The sequence below is a fragment of the Streptomyces sp. NPDC097107 genome (genome assembly GCF_044762405.1).
In the GTDB taxonomy this organism is placed as follows: Bacteria; Actinomycetota; Actinomycetes; order Streptomycetales; family Streptomycetaceae; genus Streptomyces; species Streptomyces thinghirensis.
The window spans coordinates 1-20,582 of the sequence record NZ_JBIWEF010000030.1 but is presented as its reverse complement, the minus strand read 5'-3'; the positions used below and the strand labels follow the sequence as shown (position 1 = coordinate 20,582).

The 20,582-nt window shown below is 68.8% G+C and carries 21 protein-coding genes and 1 pseudogene; 5 read left to right on the top strand and 17 right to left on the bottom strand.

From position 1 onward, the window contains the following. Positions 1-103: 103 nt before the first annotated feature. From ACIQ1J_RS35100 to ACIQ1J_RS35030, 15 genes and pseudogenes are all read right to left on the bottom strand, one after another. A pseudogene (locus ACIQ1J_RS35100) lies at positions 104-1,050 on the bottom strand (NAD-dependent epimerase/dehydratase family protein). An 86-nt stretch (positions 1,051-1,136) separates the two neighbouring features. Beyond that, positions 1,137-1,973, bottom strand: coding sequence for an aminoglycoside phosphotransferase (locus ACIQ1J_RS35095; RefSeq protein WP_403563417.1), 837 nt, complete (start codon positions 1,971-1,973; stop codon positions 1,137-1,139). Next, positions 1,970-2,626 (bottom strand): histidine phosphatase family protein, encoded by a 657-nt coding sequence (locus tag ACIQ1J_RS35090; protein WP_403563415.1) that lies wholly within the window; start codon positions 2,624-2,626, stop codon positions 1,970-1,972. The genes ACIQ1J_RS35095 and ACIQ1J_RS35090 overlap by 4 nt, the downstream gene beginning before the upstream one ends. Further along, entirely contained in the window at positions 2,623-3,384 is a 762-nt protein-coding gene (locus tag ACIQ1J_RS35085) for a phosphotransferase (protein WP_403563413.1), read from the bottom strand. Before ACIQ1J_RS35085 ends, ACIQ1J_RS35090 begins: the two co-directional genes overlap by 4 nt. Next, positions 3,381-4,232, bottom strand: coding sequence for a class I SAM-dependent methyltransferase (locus tag ACIQ1J_RS35080; RefSeq protein ID WP_403563411.1), 852 nt, complete (start codon positions 4,230-4,232; stop codon positions 3,381-3,383). Before ACIQ1J_RS35080 ends, ACIQ1J_RS35085 begins: the two co-directional genes overlap by 4 nt. A 31-nt stretch (positions 4,233-4,263) precedes the next feature. After that, positions 4,264-4,773 carry a topology modulation protein gene (locus ACIQ1J_RS35075; RefSeq protein ID WP_403563409.1) on the bottom strand — a complete coding sequence of 170 codons (510 nt, stop codon included), beginning with the start codon at positions 4,771-4,773 and terminating at the stop codon, positions 4,264-4,266. A gap of 96 nt (positions 4,774-4,869) precedes the next feature. After that, the gene (locus ACIQ1J_RS35070; RefSeq protein ID WP_403563407.1) at positions 4,870-5,922 is read right to left on the bottom strand and encodes a hypothetical protein; all 1,053 of its coding nucleotides are present in this window, start codon (positions 5,920-5,922) and stop codon (positions 4,870-4,872) included. Continuing rightward, positions 5,919-7,637 carry a carbamoyltransferase gene (locus ACIQ1J_RS35065; protein WP_403563405.1) on the bottom strand — a complete coding sequence of 573 codons (1,719 nt, stop codon included), beginning with the start codon at positions 7,635-7,637 and terminating at the stop codon, positions 5,919-5,921. Before ACIQ1J_RS35065 ends, ACIQ1J_RS35070 begins: the two co-directional genes overlap by 4 nt. 8 nt (positions 7,638-7,645) lie before the next feature. Next, a complete protein-coding gene (locus tag ACIQ1J_RS35060; RefSeq protein WP_403563403.1) occupies positions 7,646-8,596 on the bottom strand; it encodes a thymidylate synthase in 951 nt (316 codons plus the stop codon). Beyond that, on the bottom strand, positions 8,593-9,867 hold the full coding sequence (locus ACIQ1J_RS35055; RefSeq protein ID WP_403563401.1) for a hypothetical protein: 1,275 nt from the start codon (positions 9,865-9,867) through the stop codon (positions 8,593-8,595). Before ACIQ1J_RS35055 ends, ACIQ1J_RS35060 begins: the two co-directional genes overlap by 4 nt. Then, positions 9,840-10,439: a hypothetical protein gene (locus tag ACIQ1J_RS35050; RefSeq protein WP_403563399.1), complete on the bottom strand. Its 600-nt coding sequence runs from the start codon at positions 10,437-10,439 to the stop codon at positions 9,840-9,842. Before ACIQ1J_RS35050 ends, ACIQ1J_RS35055 begins: the two co-directional genes overlap by 28 nt. Then, entirely contained in the window at positions 10,436-11,128 is a 693-nt protein-coding gene (locus tag ACIQ1J_RS35045; RefSeq protein WP_403563397.1) for an HAD family hydrolase, read from the bottom strand. The genes ACIQ1J_RS35050 and ACIQ1J_RS35045 overlap by 4 nt, the downstream gene beginning before the upstream one ends. An 84-nt stretch (positions 11,129-11,212) precedes the next feature. Next, positions 11,213-11,467: a hypothetical protein gene (locus tag ACIQ1J_RS35040; RefSeq protein ID WP_403563395.1), complete on the bottom strand. Its 255-nt coding sequence runs from the start codon at positions 11,465-11,467 to the stop codon at positions 11,213-11,215. A 130-nt stretch (positions 11,468-11,597) separates the two neighbouring features. Continuing rightward, the gene (locus ACIQ1J_RS35035) at positions 11,598-12,206 is read right to left on the bottom strand and encodes a hypothetical protein (RefSeq protein WP_403563393.1); all 609 of its coding nucleotides are present in this window, start codon (positions 12,204-12,206) and stop codon (positions 11,598-11,600) included. After that, on the bottom strand, positions 12,164-12,556 hold the full coding sequence (locus ACIQ1J_RS35030; RefSeq protein ID WP_403563419.1) for an ATP-binding protein: 393 nt from the start codon (positions 12,554-12,556) through the stop codon (positions 12,164-12,166). Before ACIQ1J_RS35030 ends, ACIQ1J_RS35035 begins: the two co-directional genes overlap by 43 nt. A gap of 255 nt (positions 12,557-12,811) precedes the next feature. Between ACIQ1J_RS35030 and ACIQ1J_RS35025 the strand changes: the two genes are divergently transcribed. Beyond that, positions 12,812-14,059, top strand: coding sequence for a helix-turn-helix domain-containing protein (locus ACIQ1J_RS35025; RefSeq protein ID WP_403563391.1), 1,248 nt, complete (start codon positions 12,812-12,814; stop codon positions 14,057-14,059). A gap of 51 nt (positions 14,060-14,110) precedes the next feature. Here the strand turns inward: ACIQ1J_RS35025 and cutA are convergent, their stop codons facing one another. Continuing rightward, positions 14,111-14,437 (bottom strand): divalent-cation tolerance protein CutA, encoded by a 327-nt coding sequence (gene cutA, locus ACIQ1J_RS35020; RefSeq protein WP_403563389.1) that lies wholly within the window; start codon positions 14,435-14,437, stop codon positions 14,111-14,113. Positions 14,438-14,621: 184 nt separating this feature from the next. Next, positions 14,622-15,860, bottom strand: a complete 1,239-nt coding sequence (locus ACIQ1J_RS35015) for a hypothetical protein (protein ID WP_403563387.1) — start codon at positions 15,858-15,860, stop codon at positions 14,622-14,624. Positions 15,861-16,399: 539 nt separating this feature from the next. Here ACIQ1J_RS35015 and ACIQ1J_RS35010 point away from each other — a divergent pair. From ACIQ1J_RS35010 to ACIQ1J_RS34995, 4 genes are all read left to right on the top strand, one after another. Beyond that, entirely contained in the window at positions 16,400-16,666 is a 267-nt protein-coding gene (locus ACIQ1J_RS35010; protein ID WP_403563385.1) for a helix-turn-helix transcriptional regulator, read from the top strand. 121 nt (positions 16,667-16,787) lie between these two features. After that, positions 16,788-18,224 carry a tyrosine-type recombinase/integrase gene (locus ACIQ1J_RS35005; RefSeq protein ID WP_403563383.1) on the top strand — a complete coding sequence of 479 codons (1,437 nt, stop codon included), beginning with the start codon at positions 16,788-16,790 and terminating at the stop codon, positions 18,222-18,224. A 109-nt stretch (positions 18,225-18,333) separates the two neighbouring features. Further along, positions 18,334-19,758, top strand: a complete 1,425-nt coding sequence (locus ACIQ1J_RS35000; RefSeq protein ID WP_403563381.1) for an MFS transporter — start codon at positions 18,334-18,336, stop codon at positions 19,756-19,758. A gap of 91 nt (positions 19,759-19,849) precedes the next feature. Continuing rightward, a complete protein-coding gene (locus ACIQ1J_RS34995; RefSeq protein ID WP_403563379.1) occupies positions 19,850-20,407 on the top strand; it encodes a glycoside hydrolase family 25 protein in 558 nt (185 codons plus the stop codon). Positions 20,408-20,582 lie beyond the last annotated feature (175 nt).

Genomic DNA, 20,582 nt, shown 5'->3' with positions numbered 1-20,582 from the left:
GATGTCTTGGAGTGACATCCCTCTTCTACAGCAGCTCCGCTGCCTTGTTCACCGGCCTTGACGAACAAACCCCCGCCCTAACTGAACGGCGTTGGGCCTAGGGCTACGCGGCCCGGCTGTAGTCCGGTACCGGGGCGGCCAAAGCCTGCATGTGGGCACGCAGCCCGCTGTGTAGGTCGACGCGCGGCTGCCAGCGGAGGACCTCTCCCGCACGGCTGGGGTCGGCACGCGTGACGAGAACGTCCCCGTTGCGCACGTGGTCCTGGTGGAGCTGGATCTCGCGGCCGGTGAGGCTGTTGGCGATGTTGGTCACGTCCAGCAGGGACGCGTTCGAGCCGCCGCCGACGTTGATGGTGCCGTGCGCGTTCGGGACGGTGCCGGCGGCGATCGTGGCGGCGACCACGTCATCGATGTAGGTGAAGTCGCGGCGCTGGTGGCCGTCTCCGTACAGGCGCAGGGGTTGTCCGGTCAGTGCGGCGTACAGGGCGCGGTGGGTGAACATGTCGGTGCGCTGCCGGGGGCCGTAGACGGTGAAGTACCGCAGGGCGACGACGCTGGGGCCGACGGGGCGCTCGGCGTAGGCGAGGCAGAGCTGCTCCTCGGCCAGCTTGGTCACGGCGTACGGGGAGGCGGGGTTAGGGCGGTCGGTTCGCGGCTCGCGTCACCGTCGGTCGGGCCGTAGACGCTGGAGGAGGAGGCGACGACCAGTCGGGGGACGCCGATCCGGGTGGAGGCTTCGAGGACGTGGTGGGTGGCCAGCACGTTGGACGCGAGGTAGTCGCCGAACTGCGGTCCCCAGGAGGGCCGTACACCGGGGATGCCGGCGAGGTGGAAGACCGCGTCGGCGTCGATCAGAAGCGGGTCGATGGCGCAGTGGAGGAGGTCGGCCGTGACGTGGTGGTATCCCTGGCGGCCCAGCAGCGCGGCGAGGTTGGCAGCGGCTGTCGGGTCGGTGGACGGGTCTCGGCGGTCCACGCCGATCACGGTGGTGCCGGCCTGGACGAGGGCGCGAGCAAGGTGGGAGCCGATGAATCCGGCGGAGCCGGTCACCACGGCCCGTCGGGGGGCAGCGGTGGTCGAGGGCTGCTCGTGCTGTGGCACGGGGATCTCCAGAGAGGTGTCGTCGAAGGGGTAGGTCAGGTGAGCCGGGACAGGACGGTTCTGCCGTGCGCGCTGAGGACGGCGTCGTTCTCCTGGTGGCCCTTGACCAGGGCCGTGGCCGCCTCGATGGCGCCGAAGGACTCCAGAAGGCGTCGTTCGGTGTCGTTGGGCGAGCGCCTGTAGCCGTCGAAGAAGGCGGTGCGGAGGTGGGGTGCGGCCTGCCAGCGTCGGAATTCGAGCCGGGCGAAGTCGCGGACCCGGGCGTCGCGTCGCATGTGCTCGAAGTCGTAGATGCCGAAGATGTCACCGAGCAGCCAGTTGCGCGGCTGGTAGTCGAGGTGGCAGATCGCGCTGTCCATGTGGCTGGCGCCCAGGATCACCGCGTGGTGCTTCAGCAGGTTCTCCTCGGCCGCGTCGAGCAGGTCGGCGTGAACGGCCCGTTCGATCCACCGCTGGAATCGCTCCGCGAGCGAGGCGCCGACGCCACCGCCCTGGGGCATGGCGGTGGCTCGGTGCAGCTTGCCCAGCACGTGCCCGGCCTCGTGGTGGGCCAGTTCCTCCTCGGGTGAGCCCGGAGCGAAGGTGTCCGCGCGGTCGCCTGCGAGCGCGGTTAGCAGGAGGGTGCGGGTGGCGTCGTGCCGGCCGACCAACTCCGGCGCATGGCCGGTCAGATGGGTGGCCCACGCCCCGTAGGCGTGGAGTTCTCCGGCGTACCGGTCTCGCTCCGCGTGCTGCTTCGCGATGAACTGACGTCCGTCGCCTGCGACCAGGCGTACGACGCGGGGCGGGAGCGCTGGATCCGCTGCGATGTCGACTGCGCCGAGGAGGAGGTGCGCCAGTTGTATCCGGGGATCGCGTGAGGTCGCGATCACGGGGTCGGCTCCGGCGTGAGGAGACTGAGGTGCTCGGTGTCGTTGTGCCGGTCGAGCATCCATCGGGTCTGGCCCAGGCGGTTGCGGTGGTGCTGCCAGCGGGTGACGGAGGCGTGGTTGTGGGTGAATCCGGCGGGCGAGCCGATCGGGATGCCGAGCAGCAGGGTGTGTGCGGTGATCACCGTCTCCCCGTGGGCGGCGAAGACGACGCGCTTGCCGAGGTTCTCCTCGATGAGCTGGTTCAGGTTCCTGCTGGCGCGCCTCAGGAACCCGTTCCAGGTGTCGGAGCCGTTGGCCCAGGGCGTGTCGGGGTGGGCGTGCGGCCCGCCGTCGGCGGCCGTCTTCACCGCGTCCCAGGGCAGGCCGTCGGCGTCGCCGTGGACCGGGCCGTCGAGTCGGTCGTCGTGGTGCACAGGAATCCGGAGCGTCTGGGCGATGATCTCGCCGGTCTGGACGAGGCGGATCCGCGGGCCGGTGTAGACGACGTCGAAGGGCTTCTTCAGGTGCTCCGTGGCCAGGCGGCGTGCGGCCTGTTCGGCTTGGGCGTACCCGAGGTTGGTCAGGCCGGTGCAGGTGCGCGGGCCCCCGACGAGGCCGTCGGCGTTGCACTGGGCCTGGCCGTGCCGGACGAAGACGAGTTCGGTGGTGATCATGAGGCTCCTCGGTGGCTGAAACGGAGGGGCAGGCTGTAGCGGTAGCCGTTGCGGCCGACGTACGGGGCGGTGAGCACGGCGTGCAGGCCGAGGAAGCTGTCGAGCTGGCCCCGGTCCGTCAGGCCCAGCCGGACGTCGTGGCGTCGGGCCGCCGCGTTGTAGGCGAGCAGGGCGGTGGTGACGGCTTGGTCCGTGAGCGGCCCGTAGGTCAGGTGGAGCGTCGCGACGAGCTTGGCGAGGTCGTAGCCCATCGGGGCGAGGGACAGGTCGTCGGTGTCGACGGCGACGATGTCCTGCGTGCTGGTGATGATGAAGTTCCGCGGGTTGCTGTCCTTGTAGAAGGCGCACGGTCCCTCGGCGGTCGCTTGCAGCAGGCCGAGCATCGCGTGTAGTGCCGTCTTGTTCGGCAGGTAGCCCTGCTCGTGGCGTCGCCGCAGAGCGACCCTCCGGGGACCGAGGTAGTCGTCGAACTGCGTGCCGTCCTCGAAGTGGTGCGGGGTGTCCAGCGACGCGGAGTGCAGGTCGCTGGCCCAGGCGGCACCGTGGGCGTGGCCGAGCAGTTCCGCCACACGCGGGAGGTCCTCGGGACGTACGGGGCGGCCCTCGATCCGTTCGAACGTCAGGGACTGCGGTCCGGCAGTGTGTAGGGCCGGCTGCCGCAGCGGTTTGGCGTGCGCGGTGAGCCACCGGTAGTGGCGCACCGCCCCCGCCGCGCGCTCCGGTTCCGCGTAGTGCTTGGTGAACGAGGCGTGGCTCATGCCGGCTCTCCTCCTTCCTTCGGCTGGGCGACGACGAAGGTGATCCGGGACCGGGTGGTCAGCGGCTGGTCGGGAAGGAACTCGTGCAGGGTCGCCGCCAGGGCACCGGGGTTGCCGTACAGGCCGGGCGCCAGGTCGTACTTGGGGTTGGTGGCCAGGTACTGCGCCGTGTGGTCGTGGCCGTCGAAGGTGAAGACGTGCTCCTCGTCCAGGACGGCGATCACGTCGAGCGAGGAGGCGGCCACGTCGGCGAGGTTGCCGCTGTGGGCTGCGGTGTAGAGGCTCTCGTGCTGGGCGGCATGCGGATCGAGGCCGGCGGCGGCGACCAGCTGGTCCATCTCCCGGTAGCTGTCGAGGCTTTTGGTGACGAGCACGGCCACACCACCGGGGGCAAGGACCCTGGCGATCTGTCCGACGACGTCCTGAGGGCGCGGCGAGTGGTAGAGGCAGAACGCCGCGACGACGATGTCGCTCGACCCGTCGGGCAGAGGGAGGTCGTGGAAGTCGCCTTCGACGAAGTCCACCGTGCTGTCGGGCAGGTCCTTGGCGCGCTCGCGGGCCTGGGCGAGCAGGGAGGGGGCGGCGTCCAGACCCACGAGGCGCTCGGGCCGGAGCTGCTCGGCGATGACGCGGCTGCTCGTGCCACGACCGCAGCCGATGTCGAGCACCACGCCGAGCCGGTCGGGCCGGGCGTGATGGGTCTGCACCAGGCTGACGATCGTCTCGGGCACCGGGTGGCCGACGGTCTTGGCGCGCATCAGGGCGCTGGTGCGCCCGGCCAGCCGAGAGGCGTGTCCGTACAGCTCCGACTGTCGGGCGGAGTCCAGGAACGGGTTGGGCTCGTTCATGCCGCACCCCCTGGCCGGGGGCGCGGACCGGTCAGGACTGCTCGGCGGCGACCCTCCGCAGCCAGCGACGCGTCTGACGCCGGTTGGCCAGCAGCACCACGTCGGTGCCGGAGCCGAACTCCTCGATCTTCGCCATCACGCGGGGCCGCATCTTGCGCCGGTACGTGACGACGTACTTGATCACGCCCCAGTGGATGCGGTTGTGCACCCCGTTGCCCTTGTGCCCGGCCCCGTGCCGGATCTGCCGGGAGAAGATCCCGTACAGCGCCGCCACGGTCGACACGTCCATCAGGACCACCGTGTCGCAGGCTTCGAGCCGTACCTGCAGCGTCGAGTTGTAGTTGCCGTCGATCACCCACTGCGGCTGCGCGACCAGCTCGCGCTGGACGTCGGTGAACTTGTCCATGGGCAACGCGTTCCACTCGTCGTCGTAGAACGCGGCGTCCAGGTGCGTCACCGGGGCGTCGAGGATCCTGCCCAGTTCGCGGGCCACGTGGGATTTGCCGCTGCCTCCGCAGCCGACGATGGCGACCTTCTTCATGGTGCTCCAGCGTAGAGAGGTTCGGGTGTCCGACGGCCCCATCCTCCGGGACGCGCCCGGAGGGCCCGCGCGCCGTGGTCGATCGAGCGGTCTGCATCAGGCAGCTCCCCGCTCGGTCGCCGTGGTCTGGAGGAGGCCGTGCAGGACGGACTCCAGGGTGTTGACCTGCCTGCACAGGCCGAACAGGCGCAGGCGGTCCACACATGCGGCGATCAGGGCGGCGTGCTGCTCGGTGCCGGCGATCTCGCTCAGGTAGGAGAGGCGTTCGAGGACGTCGTCGCCGGAGCGCACGACCAGTTCCTTCGGGACGAACCGGTCGGCGAAGCGGATGTCCGCCGGGGCCAGCGGCAGGCAGCCGGCGAGCACGGCCTCGAAGATGCGCTGGGTCATCTGCCCGACGGCGGCGTACCGCTCGGGCAGCATGAGCACCGTGGCTAGGGACCGGCCGTAGACGCCGACGGCGTCCTCGAACGGGATCCGGCCCGCGAAGCGGACGTGCGGCCAGCGGCCGGTCTTGGTCCACTTCCCGGCGACCAGGTGCTCGACGTTGGCAGCGGCCGGGGCGAAGAAGCGGTCGAAGGGCTCGTCCCGGTCGTACTGGTTGCCCACGTAGCCGAGCGCGAAATCACGAGGCCGCGCCGCGAGGGCGAGGGGATCGGCCTGGGCAAGGAGGTCCTCAGCTACGGGGAAGAGCAGCGAGTGCGCGCCGAGCGTCGGGGCGAGCGCTGCCTCGCAGATGCGGGTGTGGGCCGTGCGGCGCCACACGCTCTCGGCGCGCAGGGTGCGGTCCTTGTCCCAGATCACGGTGGGCGTCCGGTGCCGGGCCGTGTAGTGGTTGATGAGCTGGGCCTGCCGGTGGAGGTCGCAGGTGTGCCCCTCGCTGCCACACACAGTGGTGTTGCGGCCGGGGATCGCCCAGCGCCACTCCAGGAACAGGGCGTCGATGCAGGGCAAGCCGTCGTCGAAGGTGTACGCGCCGACGAGGTCGTCACCGGCTTCGAGACCGTCGCGGTCAGGCTGGAGGAAGACGATCTCGTGACCGCGGGCAAGGAGGGCGTCGATGAAGGGGCGGCGGTGGCTGCGGCCTCCGTCGGGGGTGTCGGTGACACCGTTGCCGAGGAAGCCCCAGAAGCTGTATCCGATCTTCATTTGGTGATCCACCGCCCTTCGAGGAGCAGGGCGTCGAGGCCGGAGTTGGCCAGGCAGTCCAGGGCCATCTCGGGTGTCCCGCAGATCGGCTTGCCCTTGACGTTGAGGGAGGTGTTGATCAGCACGGGGATGCCGGTTCGGCGGCCGAAGGCGGTCAGCACCGCGTGCATGAACGGGTTCTGCGACCGGGTGACGGTCTGCAGGCGGGAGGTGCCGTTGGCGTGCACGATGGCCGGCACCCGCTCGTGCGTCAGGTCCGTCACCCCGGAGGCCATGGACATGTACGGGGCCGGCTGGCCGAGGGTGAAGAACTCGGCGGCGCGCTCGGCCGGGACCATGGGGGCGAAGGGCCGGAACGGCTCGCGGAACTTCACGGTGACGTTGAGCCGCTCGACGACGCCGGGCTCCAGCGGGGAGGCGAGGATCGAGCGGTTGCCCAGGGCACGCGGCCCGGCCTCAACCCCTCCCTGGAACAGTCCGGGGATCATGCCGTGGGCAAGCTGGTCGGCGAGGAACTCGGCGGTCTCGATGCCGAGGGTCTTCTGGCGGAGGCCGGGCCAGGGGGTCAGGTCGAGGGGCTGGTCCTCGTAGGAGGGGCCGAGGTAACAGTGGCGGGCGATGCCGACGACAGGGCGAGGCGTGCGCGCGTCGACGTGCACGGCGAGGGCGGCCCCGATCGCAGTTCCGGCGTCCCCCGGTGCCGGCGGGACGAACACCTCGTCGAAGATGCCGGCTTCGATGATCTTCCCGATGCTCACGCAGTTCGTGGCGACGCCGCCGCCCACGCACAGGCGCCGGGAGCCGGTGAGCACTCTGGCGCGGCGGGCCAGGTGGACCATCACCTGCTCGGTCCGCTCCTGGAGGGCAGCCGCCAGGTCTCGGTGGACGTCGGTGAGCGGTTCGCTCGGGTGCCGCTCAGGGCAGGTCTCGGCGACGAACCGCCGGGATGTCCTCGGGTATCCCGAGGTGAGGGTGCGCGCCGGGAAGTAGCCGGGGTGGATGCGGAAGCCCGTGGCCGTCGTGCGGACGGCCGTGCTGAACAGGTGGCGGAAGCGGGCGGGGTCACCGAGGGCGGCCAGCGCCATGACGGTGCCTTCTTCGTCGCCCCGGCGCCAGCCCAGGTGCTCGGTGACGGCGCCGTACACGTAACCGAGGGAGGCCGGGTCGTTGATCGCTTCCAGGGTCTGGACGCGGGGGTGCTGAACGCCATGGCCGTGGGCGATCGTAGTGGTCTGCCGCTCGCCGAGGCTGTCGACGACGAGTACGGCCGCTTCGTCCCAGCCGGAGGCGGCGTAGGCCGTGAGCTGGTGGGCGCGGTGGTGCAGGACCGGTGTGACGCGGGCCGAGGGGAACTGGCTGCCGAGGACGCGTAGCCGCCGCCGGGTGCGCAGGGCGACCTTGGCGAACCCGTGGGCGCGGGCCAGGCTCCGGTCGCGTGTCATTGGCGAGAGCGCCATGCGCAGGGCGGCGGGCGACTCGGCGAGGTAGCGAGTGGGCTGGAAGTTGTAGGCGACGGCGTCCACGTCGGTGGCGCTCAGCTTGGCCTGGTCGAGGAGCCATCCCACGGCGCGGGCCGGGTAGAGCTTGGTGTGCTTTTGCTCGGAGAGGCGTTCCTCCTCGACGAAGCCGACGAGTTCACCGTCCACGAGAAGGGCGGCCGACGAGTCGTGGGTGTACGAGCACAGGCCGAGGATCACGGAGGGGGTGCGCTTCATGGCGGCGGTCACCTTGTCCCGGCCGTCGCGGCGCGATTGGTCGAGCGCCGCTCCAGCTCTCCGTACCAGGCGGTGAGGGCTTGGCCAAGGGGCCCCTCGATCGTGTCGGCCGCCCGCCACGCCTGCTCGCGCTTGCCGTCCTTCCACAGCCGGTAGCTGCGCAGCGTCTCGGCCATCGCGTCCCAGCCGGGGTGGCCGGTCACGTCACGGGCCTCGACCTGGTCGAGCAGGCCGCCGAAGCCGTTCCAGGGTGTTCGCAGGTCGGGCATGATCTCGCTCGCCGGGAGCGAGGTGAGCATGTCGGCCTGCTGGATGTGCTCGTCGTAGATGTGCAGCGAGCCGATGTGTAGGTGAAACTCGCCGAGTTCCGCATCGAGCCATCCGGCGACCAGCTCGTGCAACACGGTGTAGAAGAACACGTCGTACGGCATGCCGATCCATACGTCCTGGCCGCGCATCATGGTCGCCATGTGCAGGCGGCCGGCGCGCAGGTGGAACCGGAACCCAAGGGTGCACGGCACGTCCTTGTGCCCTGCGGCGTCCTGGGCCGGGTCGTAGAGCTGGATCAGGGCTCGCCGGGAGTCGGGGTCGGCTTGGAGGATCTCGACGACGCGGGCGAGCTGGTCGACCTTGCCGGCCCAGTTCCGCATCCTGGGGCCGTACGCCCCCAGGAGGGCGCCTTCGTCGGCGAACTGCCGCAGCCGGTCGTTGTAGTCGAAGATCCACGGGGCGTCGGAGCCGGACAGGTGCCAGACCGTCTCGGCCACGGCGAAGGCCGGATTCACGATGCGGGCGGGCGGGGCGTAGAGCAGGCGGGCACGCGGCTGGGTGAGCAGCAGGTGCACATCGCGGACTTCGTGGGTGGCCATGCCCCGGGGGCTGATCTTCTCGCCGGACTTGGCCAGCGTGACGGCGCCGGAGAACAGCTCGGCGACGCTGTCGGCCGTGAGGGATGTCATCGGACGGATGCTCCTTCGTCCTTGGGCGACGCAGCGGCGCCCGGGTGGTGGTGGGTGGAGTCGTCGGCCCTCGGGCCGGAGGTGGCGCGGTCGGTGATGAGCCGGGCGATCCGAGTGGCGCTGTCGCCGCGCCACCGGCAGACCGCGTCCAAGGCCGCCCGCGGGATCGGCGCAGGGCCCGCGCGCAAGCCGGAGAGTCCTTCGGCGACCTCACCGGCGGCCTCGCACCGGGTCGCCAGTCCTTGACCGGTCAGGCCCAGGGTGCGTTCGCCCGGCGGGCCGATTTCGAGGACCGGGATGCCGAGCAGCGCGGCTTCGATCCCGCACGTCGAGTACGCGCTCGCCAGGACGTCAGCGCCGGCGAGGCAGCCTCGGGCTCCGACTCGGGGATCGGCCACCGCGATGGGCGGCCCGGCGTCCCGCTTCACCAGAGCGGTGAAGGCGTCGGCTCCCTGCACCGGATGTGGAGCGATGACGAGCCCCCAGTCGCCGTCCGCCTCGGCGAGCCCGTCCAGGAGGAGGTCCGCGTGGGACTTGAGGTGGTCGGGGCTGAAGGGCTGGCAGGCCCAGACCGCGATTCGGCTCGGCGCGCTCCGTCCCCCCGGAGCGAGCAGCTTCTCCAGGTATCGGCGCTGCGCCTGGCGGCTCAGGCCGGCGAGGACGTCGAAGCGGGGCTGCCCGAGGACGTGCACCTCGGCCCCGGGGTGGCGCGCCCACCCTCGGCCCAGGGCGAGGTCCCGCTCGCCCATGACGATGATGTCGCGGCTGTGCAGGACCGGCCAGGCGACCGATTCCGCCGTCCACGCCCCGTGCTGGACGTGCACCGAGTTCGCTCCGTGCCGCTCGGCGGCGTGCGCGGCCAGCACGCCCAGTGGGCTGGTGTCGTTGCTCAGCAGGACGGTGTGCGGCCGGGTGGTCGACAGGATGTCGTCGAGCCAGCTCTCCGCCCGCACCACCGTCCGCCACGACGGCTGGGTGCAGCCCCCGCTGGTCTCCAAGAGCACGGACAAGAGCCTTACGAGCCGGGCAAGTTGGACGCCGTGGCCTTCCACTTGGACGACGTGCTCGTCGTCGGGGCGGTGGAGGCCCTCGGCGGTGCCGGAGACGGTGAAGAGGTCGCTCGGAGCCGAGCGCAGCTCGAAACCCATTGCCGGTCCGGCGCTGCATCGCTCGGCGGCATCAGTGGCGAGATCGAGCAGGAGACTCCTCTGCCCGCCGCGCGCCAGTTCGGCGAGAACCGGGGTCAGCGTGGCCCGTGGCGGGAGGTCCACGACAGCGCCAGAACGTCCTGCCGTCCGAGATCCGAGGGAAGCGGACTCGGCTCCGTGTTCGCCGTACTGATCCGGGCGCGGTTGCGGAGCTGGGCCGAGCGGGTCGGGTTGTGCGGTGCCGCGGCACCGAGCACGTACGCGACGCCGGACCACGTCACGGTGTAGGCCAGGTACTCACGCGAGCTGCTCGAACGCAGTCCCACAAGTCCTTCGTACGGGGCCAGGGTCAGGGGCCCTGGGGCCAAGGCGAACGGTGCCCAGGAATTCAAGACCAGGAGCTTGCGCACGATCTCAGCGACGAAGCGTCGCACGGGGACGTGCTGGACATGGAGCCAGCCGGCTCCGCCCGGGGTGGAGGCCAGTTTGGCGCTGTAGTGGTCGAGGGCGGCCATGACGTCTTCGACAACGGCGCGCAGTACCTGCTTGTCGACGTTCGTCGCTTCCAGGTCCGTGGTGTGGATGTGGTCGGTTCGCGTGTGCGCCAGGGCGCCGGTTCCGACGAGCGTCCACGTCGGCTTCCCGGCGTTGGAGGAGCGGACCAGGCCGAGGCCACCAGTCGTGTGGGGACTCACACCGTGCTCCCCTCGACGAGCTGTTTGGCGGGGAGGAGGCTCAGCAGCTCCTTGGGCGACACGGCCGTCTCGGGGTCGGGAGCCGTCGGCTGCCCGTAGCCCCATGCAGCGTGTACGTAGGGGACGCCGGCGCGTGCGGCCGACTCCTGGTCGACCGCCATGTCACCCACGTAGACGGCGGAGGCGGGGTCGACTCCCAGGTCGACCAGCGCCAGGAGGAGCGGGTCCGGGGCCGGCTTCGTCCGGCCCGCTCCGGCGGGCGTGCGGATGGTCGCGAAGGGACATCCGAGGCGCGCGAGGAGCGGGGCCGCCCGGTCGACGTGCTTGGACGTCACGACGCCCAGCCGCCAGTCGGCGGCCCCGAAGGCGTGGAGCGTCTCGACGATGCCGGCGAACTCCTCCGCGAGGTGCGCGGTGGCCACGGACTCCGCCTCGTACGTCCGGCGGACCGCTTCGGCGTCGGTCACGCCCAGTCGCTGCATGATGTCTCCGAACTCGCGGCCCAGGTGGCGCTCGTAGTCGCGGAAGGGGAGCGCGACGCCATGGATCTCCTGGACCCTCTGCCACGCCTTCCGCATCACGGGACGCGTGTCGAGCAGGACGCCGTCGAGGTCGAGGAGGAGAGCGCGGGACCTGTGGTCGTTCGGCGCGGCTGGAGCCGGTGGCGATTCGTGAGTGGGAGCGGTCATGATCATCCTCTCGTCAGGGTGTCGTCGCGTCTCAGAGGGCCGAGGCTGGCTCGAGTTGCAACTCGGGGTACTTGGCCGGGCCACTCAGGCCGCGTCCGACGGGCCGTCAGCCGAAGGCGAGACCGATCCGTTCGGCGCGGCCGGCAGGCGCGAGAGCCGGTGAAAGCGCGAGAGGTTGAAGCCACGCCCCTGAACCTCACCGGCGGGCACAGCGAAGAGGTGGACGCCCTCTTCGCTGGGCGCCGTCGGGGCGTCCTCCCGGATGGCGAGGAGCGCTTCACCCTGCTCACGGTGCGGCAGGAGGCGCGGCGCACGATCGGCGTGTCCCTCGAAAGTCATGGTCAGCCCTCGGTCAGGTGTATTTGAAGGTGAAGGCGAGCGCGACGCTCACGGTGGCGATCAGGGCGATCTGAGCGCTGATCTGCCGCCAGCCCCAGCCCTTCCTGTCCATCCAGCGCAGTGGACGCCTTCAAGTCGGCGCGGCGGGATCCTCGGAGATCACGAGATAGAGAAACGCCCGGCAGTGCTCGCCCAGATGTTTGATCACGGCGTGGTACTCGTCGTCATCGGAGCTGATGTTGTGCCGGTCGAGGACGATCACGCCGTCGGCCAAGCCCTCTCGCAGCTGTCGCTCGGCTTCCCGCCAACCAGGGCGATCCCAAGGCGGCGTGTAGACGCCCTGGCTCGCACTGGATGCCGGAAAATACGTCGTGGTCACCGGGACTGCCACATCGTGGAGCCGGGCGGCGACCGCGTAACCGAGCTGGTCGGCCTCAACCTGCAGCGTCTCCCAGTCCTCGTCAGGTCGAGCTCTCGGACTCGGTACCAAGCTGTACGCCAGCACGCGCAGCGGCTGATCGTCCTGCGTGTCGACGACCTGTCGGTAGAAGTGCTCACGGACACCTCGGAGTTGGCCAGCTCGGGACTGACGCTTCACCCGAGGGGAGGCGCGAGGCCGTCTCGGGTGGTCGTTGCCAGCGAGCGGCGACCCACCGCCCGTGTGCTTCTCACGCCCCCGGTCGAAGGCAACGAGGCTCAACACGTCAGGTCCGTGCCTGACTGCGTCGTACGGCGACATGGGGGCGCCTCCGTGAGAGTGGGGATGACCGCGTACGTAGTTCGGCCGCCGTCCGCGACGCCCCACCGAGACGACAGGCAGGCGACGAGGTGCAGCCCTCGACCACCGAGGCCGGTGGCACTTGCACGTCGTCGCCTCGCCGGTGCGGTGCTGTCGTCGGTTACTCGGATTCGAAGTTCGTGGTCGTCGTGTAACAGTCGCAGTCGGACATCCCCGGAACCGTGGATGATCGCGTTGGACACCAACTCCGAGACGACGAGCCGGGCGTCCTCTGCCGGCGCCTCCGGCAACGACCACTGCTTCAGCACGGTGGCCGTGGTCCGTCGTGCTTGAGCGACGTGCACATCCATCGGCTCCATGACCATCTCGAAGACGTGAGAGGTCAGCGGACACCAAGCCGTCGCGGTAACGACGACCTGGACGCCACGGTCGTCGCCCCCAGGTCGGGCTGGCGTTGCTGTCCGGTACGTGGTCATGTGCACATCGCACCGTGGCTGCGCGATCCGGAACAGGGGAAACCGGAGGGGGGAAATCTTTGTCAAGGGGGAAAACCAGGGGGAGTTGAGGGGAGTATTGGCTTTCTCCCACGGATAGGGGTCAGACTCATGGCGGTGGATCCGTTTGCCGAGCTGCTCCGTCACCTGCGGCGCAACGCGAATCGGACGCAGGACGAGCAGGCCGGTGCGATCAACGCCGCTTCCGGCCGGGCGACGATGACCCGCCGAGAGGTCAATCGGTACGAGAACGGTGCCAACGTTCCGACGGACCACACCCTGGGGAACATCGCTCTGGCCTGCGGCGTCCCGCTGGAGCCGCTGCTGCGCGAGGCGAAGGCCGCCCGTGCCAGGCGGCGAGAGAAGAACAAGGCCGAGGCGGAGGACCTGGACGACGTGAAACGCCGAACGCTGCTGGGAGGCGCGGTCATCGGTGCGGCTGCGGCTGCCGAGCCGTGGGGCCGGCTGGCCTATGCACTCAGCAAGGGTTCCAAGATCGACCCTGAGTCGGCAGGGGTGCTTATTGATCACGCGGCCCGGTTGCACGTGGACGAGCTGAACGAGAGCGCGCTCAGCCTGCAGTCCCGGGTCGAGGCACACCTGGACGCGATCACCGCAGCCCTTCCCCACGCCGGAACCCACGAGCAAGCTCTGACCATCGCGGCGGGAGAGACCGCAGCTCTTGCCGGATGGGTCGCCTGGGACCTCGGCGAGCACGACAAGGCCACCTCCTATTACGGAGTGACCTCGGAGTGCGCGAAGAAGGCCGGGCACCCCCCGCTGCGCGCTCTCGCTCTGGGCTACGCGAGCTACGGTGCCCCCAGCCCTGCGAAGGCGCTGGAGATGCTCTCGCAGGCAGCTCAGGACGTACGCGGACGTGGCAACGCAACCGCCGCAGCGTGGGCCCTGGGCCGGTACGCGGAGGAGGCCGCCCAGTCAGGCGACGACGCCGGCGCCCTTCGCGCGCTGGACCAGGCCAGGTTCGCCTATGACTTCGCCGACCATACGAGCGAGCAGGCGTGGGTCCGCTTCGTGACGCCGTACCGGATGGACTCCTTGACCCTCTCGGTCTACGGCGAACTCAGGCGTCAGGAGCTGACGGCCACGGCCGACTCCGCAGTCGAGCGCCTCGGCGGTGAACTGCCCGAGTCCGGAGTGGTCGTCCTCGGGGATCTGGCGTCGGCCCTTCTGCGCGGCGGTGACGTAGACCGCGGGGCCTACGTCGCGCACCAGTTCGCTGCAGCGGCGGAGTCGAAGCCCAACACCATGGGCCGTCAGCGGGCGCAGGCCATCGCTGCCGGGCTCCCCGACACCGAGCATGATCTGGTCGGCCACCTGCTGACGTTCGCGACGCTGTGATCTGCCTCGGCGTGCAGGCCCGTCAAGATCGAGTCGCCGGATGGCCGACCCTTACTGCGGGCGCGTCTCGTCGACGACCCAGGACAGGTACGCCTCCGAGCCGCCCGTCACGGGCAGCGTGACCCACTGAGGGACGTCATACGGGTGCCTCTCGTGCAGCCACGCCTCCAGTGCGGGGAGGCGATCCGACGACGTCATGTAGGAGATCCGCCACTCCTGAGCCGCTTCGACCTTCCCCTGCCACCAGTAGAAGGCCATGACGGGCGCATCGATGTGGACGCCCGCCGCCAGCTTGCCCTCGACAGCGCCTCTGGCGAGGGACTTCGCTAGCTCCTCGTCGTCACTCGTCGTTTGCGCGATCACGATCTCGGGGTCCATGCGGCTACCTTTCCGGCTCGGGTCCCGCGACCCTACCCAAATGTCCGACACGGGTGTGCGGGTTGGCTTCGCTCATGAAAGGTGCTGGTCCAAGTTCTGTGGAGCTCCGTCGTGCGCGCGCCTTCCTACTTTGGATCGATGGATGACCTGCTGAGTCCTTTCGCGGCGAATCCGACTCGCTTGCTCACCCGTCTTCTTCAGGGGCTTCGGTACGCGATTCGATGCCCGCCGTGGCGACTTCCCCGCGGTTGCTCAGGGAGAGGCCGCAGAACGGGCAGGAGAAGGACTCGACCGTTCCAACGTCGACAACCCCGCCGGGGTGGATGCACGACAGGTCCCACTCATTGCATCGGCAGGGCACGGGGCTGAGGTCCCCGTACACGTTGCCGGCGTAACCGCAGGCCGGGCACTCACGCCACCACACGTGGTCACCGCTTGACCGACTGCCTATCAGGCAGCCTCTTTGGTCAAGGTAGATCACCATGTCAACTAGGGGCATATCGAGGTCGCGATTTTGTACGTCGACGAGTCCCGCGATGACACCTGAAGCGATCATGACCTTGACCGTTACAGCAGTATGGACCCGCTGCATGACGCCAGGGTCGTCATGCGTGTCCAGCGACGCAGGGAGCGGGAGCACGCCGTACTCTACGAGCAGCCTCTCGGCGGCTTGTCCGGCTTGGGCTCCCTCGATTCGTAGTGCGGTGACCAGTGCAGCGTCCAGCGCACTGCGGGTGATGTCTCCCTTGAGCTCCCTGGACATTGTGGGGCCGGCGTCGTCCCACGAGGCAGCCTCATGGCCGGCGCTCAGCGCTACCGAAACCGCATAACGGGCACGCTCGCGAGCGGCGAGCGCAAGTTGTTGGGCAAATGGCTCGAGAAGAGGCCGTTTGGCCGGTCCTGCGGGGCCGGGCATTGAGGCAACCTGGCTCAGATCTGAAAAGACGCTCGCGTATTCGCCCCAGAAATCAGCCGGGTCCAGGCCTAGCTCGACGCGGACAGACTCGACGACCTGGACACCCGTTTCGACGACCTTCCTGACGGCCATGCCATCGAGGTAGGCAGAGTGCGCGACGCCGTTGCGGGAGTCCGCGAACGGTCGAAAAGTCCGTTCATCCACTGGCATACGGCCGTGCATGAAGACAGCTGCAGTCTTGAAGGCTTCGAGGATTCCGATAGTCCTTGCCTCAGAGAGAGGCTTGACACCGTTCGCGTCCCCGTGCCCAAGAGAATGGAAACGGAAAGACTGGTCACCCTTCTCGGCAATCAACAAGGGGTTGTGACGGCACAGCAAGGCTTTAAGGATGTGTTCGCATCCGACACCAGCGTGCAGGACAGCGAAGGCGTGGTTCTCTTGGCGCCACGAGTCCAGGGATGCGCGCAGGAACCGGCTCGCCATCTCGGTAAAAGTCTTCTCGTCCAATTTTTCCGTCCCCCTCAACCCGATCTTGACTCAGCGGTCGGGCCTTCGTCCAGCACGAGCCCTGTCGAGATCCCTAAGGGGCAGACCAAGTCAAGGGGAAGCGTCGTGCGCGCTACGCTCCGGGCCTGCCAGCTTGATGTCACCAGAACCGGCGTGGGAGAGCTACCGGTTATCAGCTCCTGCCCCAGCTCTCCGTGGTGACAGCTCGACGACCGCGAAAGAACGCTGCTTCGACGTCACTGTGGTGGCCCAACGGGTCGGCCACGACCACCCGGCAAAGGTGTCGACGGAGCGCAGCATCTACCGAGCACTCACTCTTGCTTGGCAGGTGTGAACCAAGCGGACCACGATCATCAGCGCCCTGTCCGAGGTACCGGAATCGATCACAACCGGTGGGACCAGTAGCTCCTCGCTCCTCGGATACGTGCTGGCACTGTGGACCTCGGCTGACGCCTCCTATCTCAAGAATCCGGTTTGTCCAACTCGCCCTTTCTCCGGAATCTCGTCCTGTCATCGCCCCACACGACAGGAGTCGACGCATGCCGGAGCCGCGCGGAGCATCCCAGGCCGCCTTCTTGACCCTCCCCAGGGCTGCCGAGTATCTCGGTATCTCACCCAACACGTTGTACGTCTGGCGACACCGCCGACAGGGGCCTCCCAGCTTCCGCATGGGGCGGCGCGTGATGTACCGGATCACGGCACTCAACGAGTGGATCTGCGATCAGGAGCGAGCGGACTCCCGCTCCAACCGCGCCCTTGACCCGCTGAACCGGAAGCCGCAACGGCGTTCGAAGGCCGTGAAGTAGCGCGGTGGCTTACGCGTCCGGCCTCCCCCGAGAAGAAGTTCTCCGCACGGGGATTGGATCGTGCCGCAGATCGCGTTAGCACCGACCAGCTCATGATCACGCACCACTGGAGGGCCCCATCATGGCGGGTTACATAGAAGACCGATGGCTGAAGAAGCGCCCCGACAAGTTGACCGGGAAGCGGGAGCGGACCGTGATCTACGGCACCGGGAAGCGCTACCGGGTGAAGGGGATTCCCGGTATCCAGGACCGGTCGTTCCACACGAGCGAGGACGCGAAGCAGTGGCTCGCCAGCGCCAAGACGGACTCCAGCCGTGGCGAGTTCGTCGATCCCCGCAAGGGGGAGATCCTTCTCGCCGACTACATCGAGGAGTACTGGTGGGCGGGCCGCTCCGACGAGCCCTCGACGGCGGACCCAATGCGCAGCCGCATCTGGAATCACATCATCCCATTGATGGGTGACTACGCTCTGCGTGAGATCGATGCCTCCGCTCTACGGACTTTCAAAGCCGGACTGCTCACGAGGGTCGAGGAGTCGACCGCAGAGGTGATCTGGGGACATCTCTCCTCGATCCTCGGCAGTGCCGTCGACGACCAGCGTCTGCTGCGCAACCCGATGAAGATGAAGAACAGCATCAAGCCCCCACGAGCGATCGACAGCAAGGCGAAGGCGTGGTCACGTGAAGTCGTCAACGCCGTCCGCGCGGGGTTGCAGGACCGCTACCAGATCGCGATCGATCTCGGCATCGGCCTCGGGCTGCGTCAAGGCGAAGCATTCGGTCTCGCCGAAGAGGACTTCGATTTCGCGGCTGGAGTCGTCCACGTCCGCCGCCAGCTCAGGTGGGACATGAAAGGGCGCCCCTACTTCTCGCTCCCCAAGGGGCGCAAGACTCGCGAGGTCCCCCTGCCAGCCAATCTCGCGCTCCGGGTCCGAGCTCACTTCCGCCGGTTCCCGTCGACTTCCTGCACGTTGCCCTGGCGGAATCCGGAGGCCCCCACCACCGCGCTCGAAGAGCGCCAGCGGAAGCCGATCACGGTCGACCTGATCCTCACCTCGTCGCACGGCAACCGTATCTACTACCGCACCTGGAACGACCGCAGCTGGAAGCGTGCGCTCGCCGCCGCCGGGCTGATCAAGCCCGTGGGCGAGAAGGTGCGGCACGACGGCAACCGGATCCGCCGGGTCCCGCGCTATGCCGCCCCACGCGCGGACATGTTCCACGTCCTCCGCCATACTTACGCGAGCGTGCAGTTGGAGGCCGGCGAGTCGGTCGTCAGCCTCTCCAAATGGCTCGGGCACTCGACACCGAAGGTCACGCTCGACCACTACGCTCATTTCATGCCCGGTGCGGGGCAGCGTGGCATCGCCGCTATGGACGCCTGGCTGCAGGACCCGTCCAGGCCAAAAGTCCCTGAGAAGTCCCTACCGGCGTGGAGGACCACGCAGCTACCCTCGAACGTGCAGGTCAAGGCCATAGCCGGGCAGGGGGCGGACATGAAGGTGAAGTACAAGGAGACGGCGCGGGGCGGGCTGGCGGTGAACATCATCGAGTGCTGAGAGCGCGTCTCCCCTCGCCGCATCTCACATCGCGAAATACGGCGACTGAAAAATGAGACGCCTGAGATCGTGACGGTGCCAGCACTTTTCGCACGTGAAAGACCGAGAGATGCCCGCACCAGCCGCCGGATCAGCCCCGGCACCCGTCAATCCGCGGTCCCGAGTCCTCATCGCCAGCCTCATCGGCACGACGATCGAGTTCTACGACTTCTACATCTACGCGACCGCCGCCGTCCTGGTCTTCCCCTCGCTCTTCTTCCCGAACAGCGACCCGACCACGGCACTGCTGTCGTCCTTCGCGGTCTTCGGCGCCGCGATGGTGGCCCGCCCGATCGGGGCCGTGTTCTTCGGGCACCTCGGTGACCGGCTCGGCCGCAAGAAGACGCTGGTGGTCTCGCTGCTCACCATGGGCATCGCCACGTTCCTGATCGGCGTACTCCCGACCTACGCACAGGCCGGCTGGGTCGCCACCGCGCTGCTCGTGCTGATGCGGCTCGCGCAGGGCTTCGCGCTCGGCGGCGAGTGGAGCGGGGCCGCGCTGGTCGCGACCGAGAACGCACCCCGCGGCAAGCGGGCCCTGTACGGGACCTTCCCGCAGCTGGGCGCCCCGCTCGGCTTCATCATCGGCAACGGCCTGTTCCTGGTCATCGGGGCGCTGCTGCCGTCCGCGGCCGGCGCCGACCCCACGCAGCCCTCCGAGGCCTTCACGAGCTGGGGCTGGCGCATCCCGTTCCTGTTCTCCGCGGTGATGGTCGCGATCGGCCTCTGGGTGCGCTCGCGGCTCGTGGAGTCGGCGGTGTTCGCCAAGACCCAGCAGGCCGGGAAGGTGCGGAAGCTGCCGCTGGCCACCGTGGTCCAGGGCCACTGGAAGCAGCTGATCCTGGGCACCTTCATCATGCTGGCGACGTACGTGCTCTTCTACCTGATGACCACGTTCTCCCTGAGCTACGGGCGCACCGCGAAGGACGCCGCCGTGCCGGGTCTGGGGTACAGCTACACCACGTTCGTGCTGATGATGATCTTCGGCGTGCTCTTCTTCGCCGTGTTCACCCTGGTCTCCGGCCCGCTCGCCGACAAGTACGGGCGCCGCGCCACCCTGATCCGGGTCACCGCCGCGATCGTGGTCTTCGGCCTGGTGTGGGTGCCGCTGATCGGCCTGGGCACGCTCGGTGTGGTGCTGTGGCTGGTCCTCGGCTTCACGCTGATGGGCATGACGTTCGGCCCGATGGGCGCGCTGCTGCCGGAGCTGTTCCCGACGAGCGTGCGCTACACCGGTTCCGGTATCTCGTACAACGTCAGCTCGATCCTGGGAGCGGCCGTCGCCCCGTTCATCGCGGTGGCGCTGTGGGAGACCGGTGACGGCTCGCCGTGGCTGGTCGGCGTCTACCTCTCCGCGATGGCGGTGCTGACGCTGACCGCTCTCCTCCTCGGCAAGGAGACCAAGGACGTCTCCCTGGACGAGGGCGAGGGCGAGGACCAGACCGTCTCCGCCGACGACGGCACCCGCGCCGCGGTCCCCTCCTCCGCACCTTGATCCGACCGGCGTACGGCGGCCGATTCCCGGGCATGACAACTACCCAGGTCCATGGGGCACTTCAGGCCCACCGGTATCCGAGGGAGGGGTCATGCTGCGCGGCATCGACGTCAGCGCCTACCAGTCCTCCACCTACAACACGGACGGCCTCTCCTTCGTCTTCGTGAAGGCGACGGAGGGCCGTTCGTACGTCAACCCCAAGCTCGCCGCCCAGACGAAACGGGCCCGCGACGCCGGACTCGTCGTCGGCTTCTACCACTTCCTGTGGCCGGGCAACCTCACCGCCCAGGCCGAGTACTTCGTCTCCAGGGCCCCCGACCGGGCAGGCGACATCCTCGCCGTCGACTGGGAGACGACGGGCGAGGGCACCCACGCGAGCAACGCGGAGAAGGACAGCTTCATCCGGAAGGTGAAGGCGCTGCGGCCGGACAACCGGGTGATCCTCTACGCGAACAGAAATTACTGGCTGAACGTGGACACCACCTCGTACGCGGGCGACGGTCTCTGGATCGCCGACTACGTGACGGCCGGCAAGCCCCGCATCCAGGCCACGTGGCGCTTCCACCAGTACACCGACGACCCGGTCGACACCAACGTGGCGGACTTCGCCAGCAAGGCGGCGCTGAAGAAGTGGGCCGACGGCGCGTAGGGCCTGTCGGCGGATCAGGTCGCAGGAGAGCGACGGCGCCTCATCAGCCCCCGTGTCAACAGCCCTGCGGGTCACTACACCTAGCTGTTCTGTCCCGGGAGGTTGTGGACGGGTGAGCCAGATCTCGGCTGAGGGATCTTGAACAGGTGAGGGCCTTCCGGTTCGGTGTGGATTG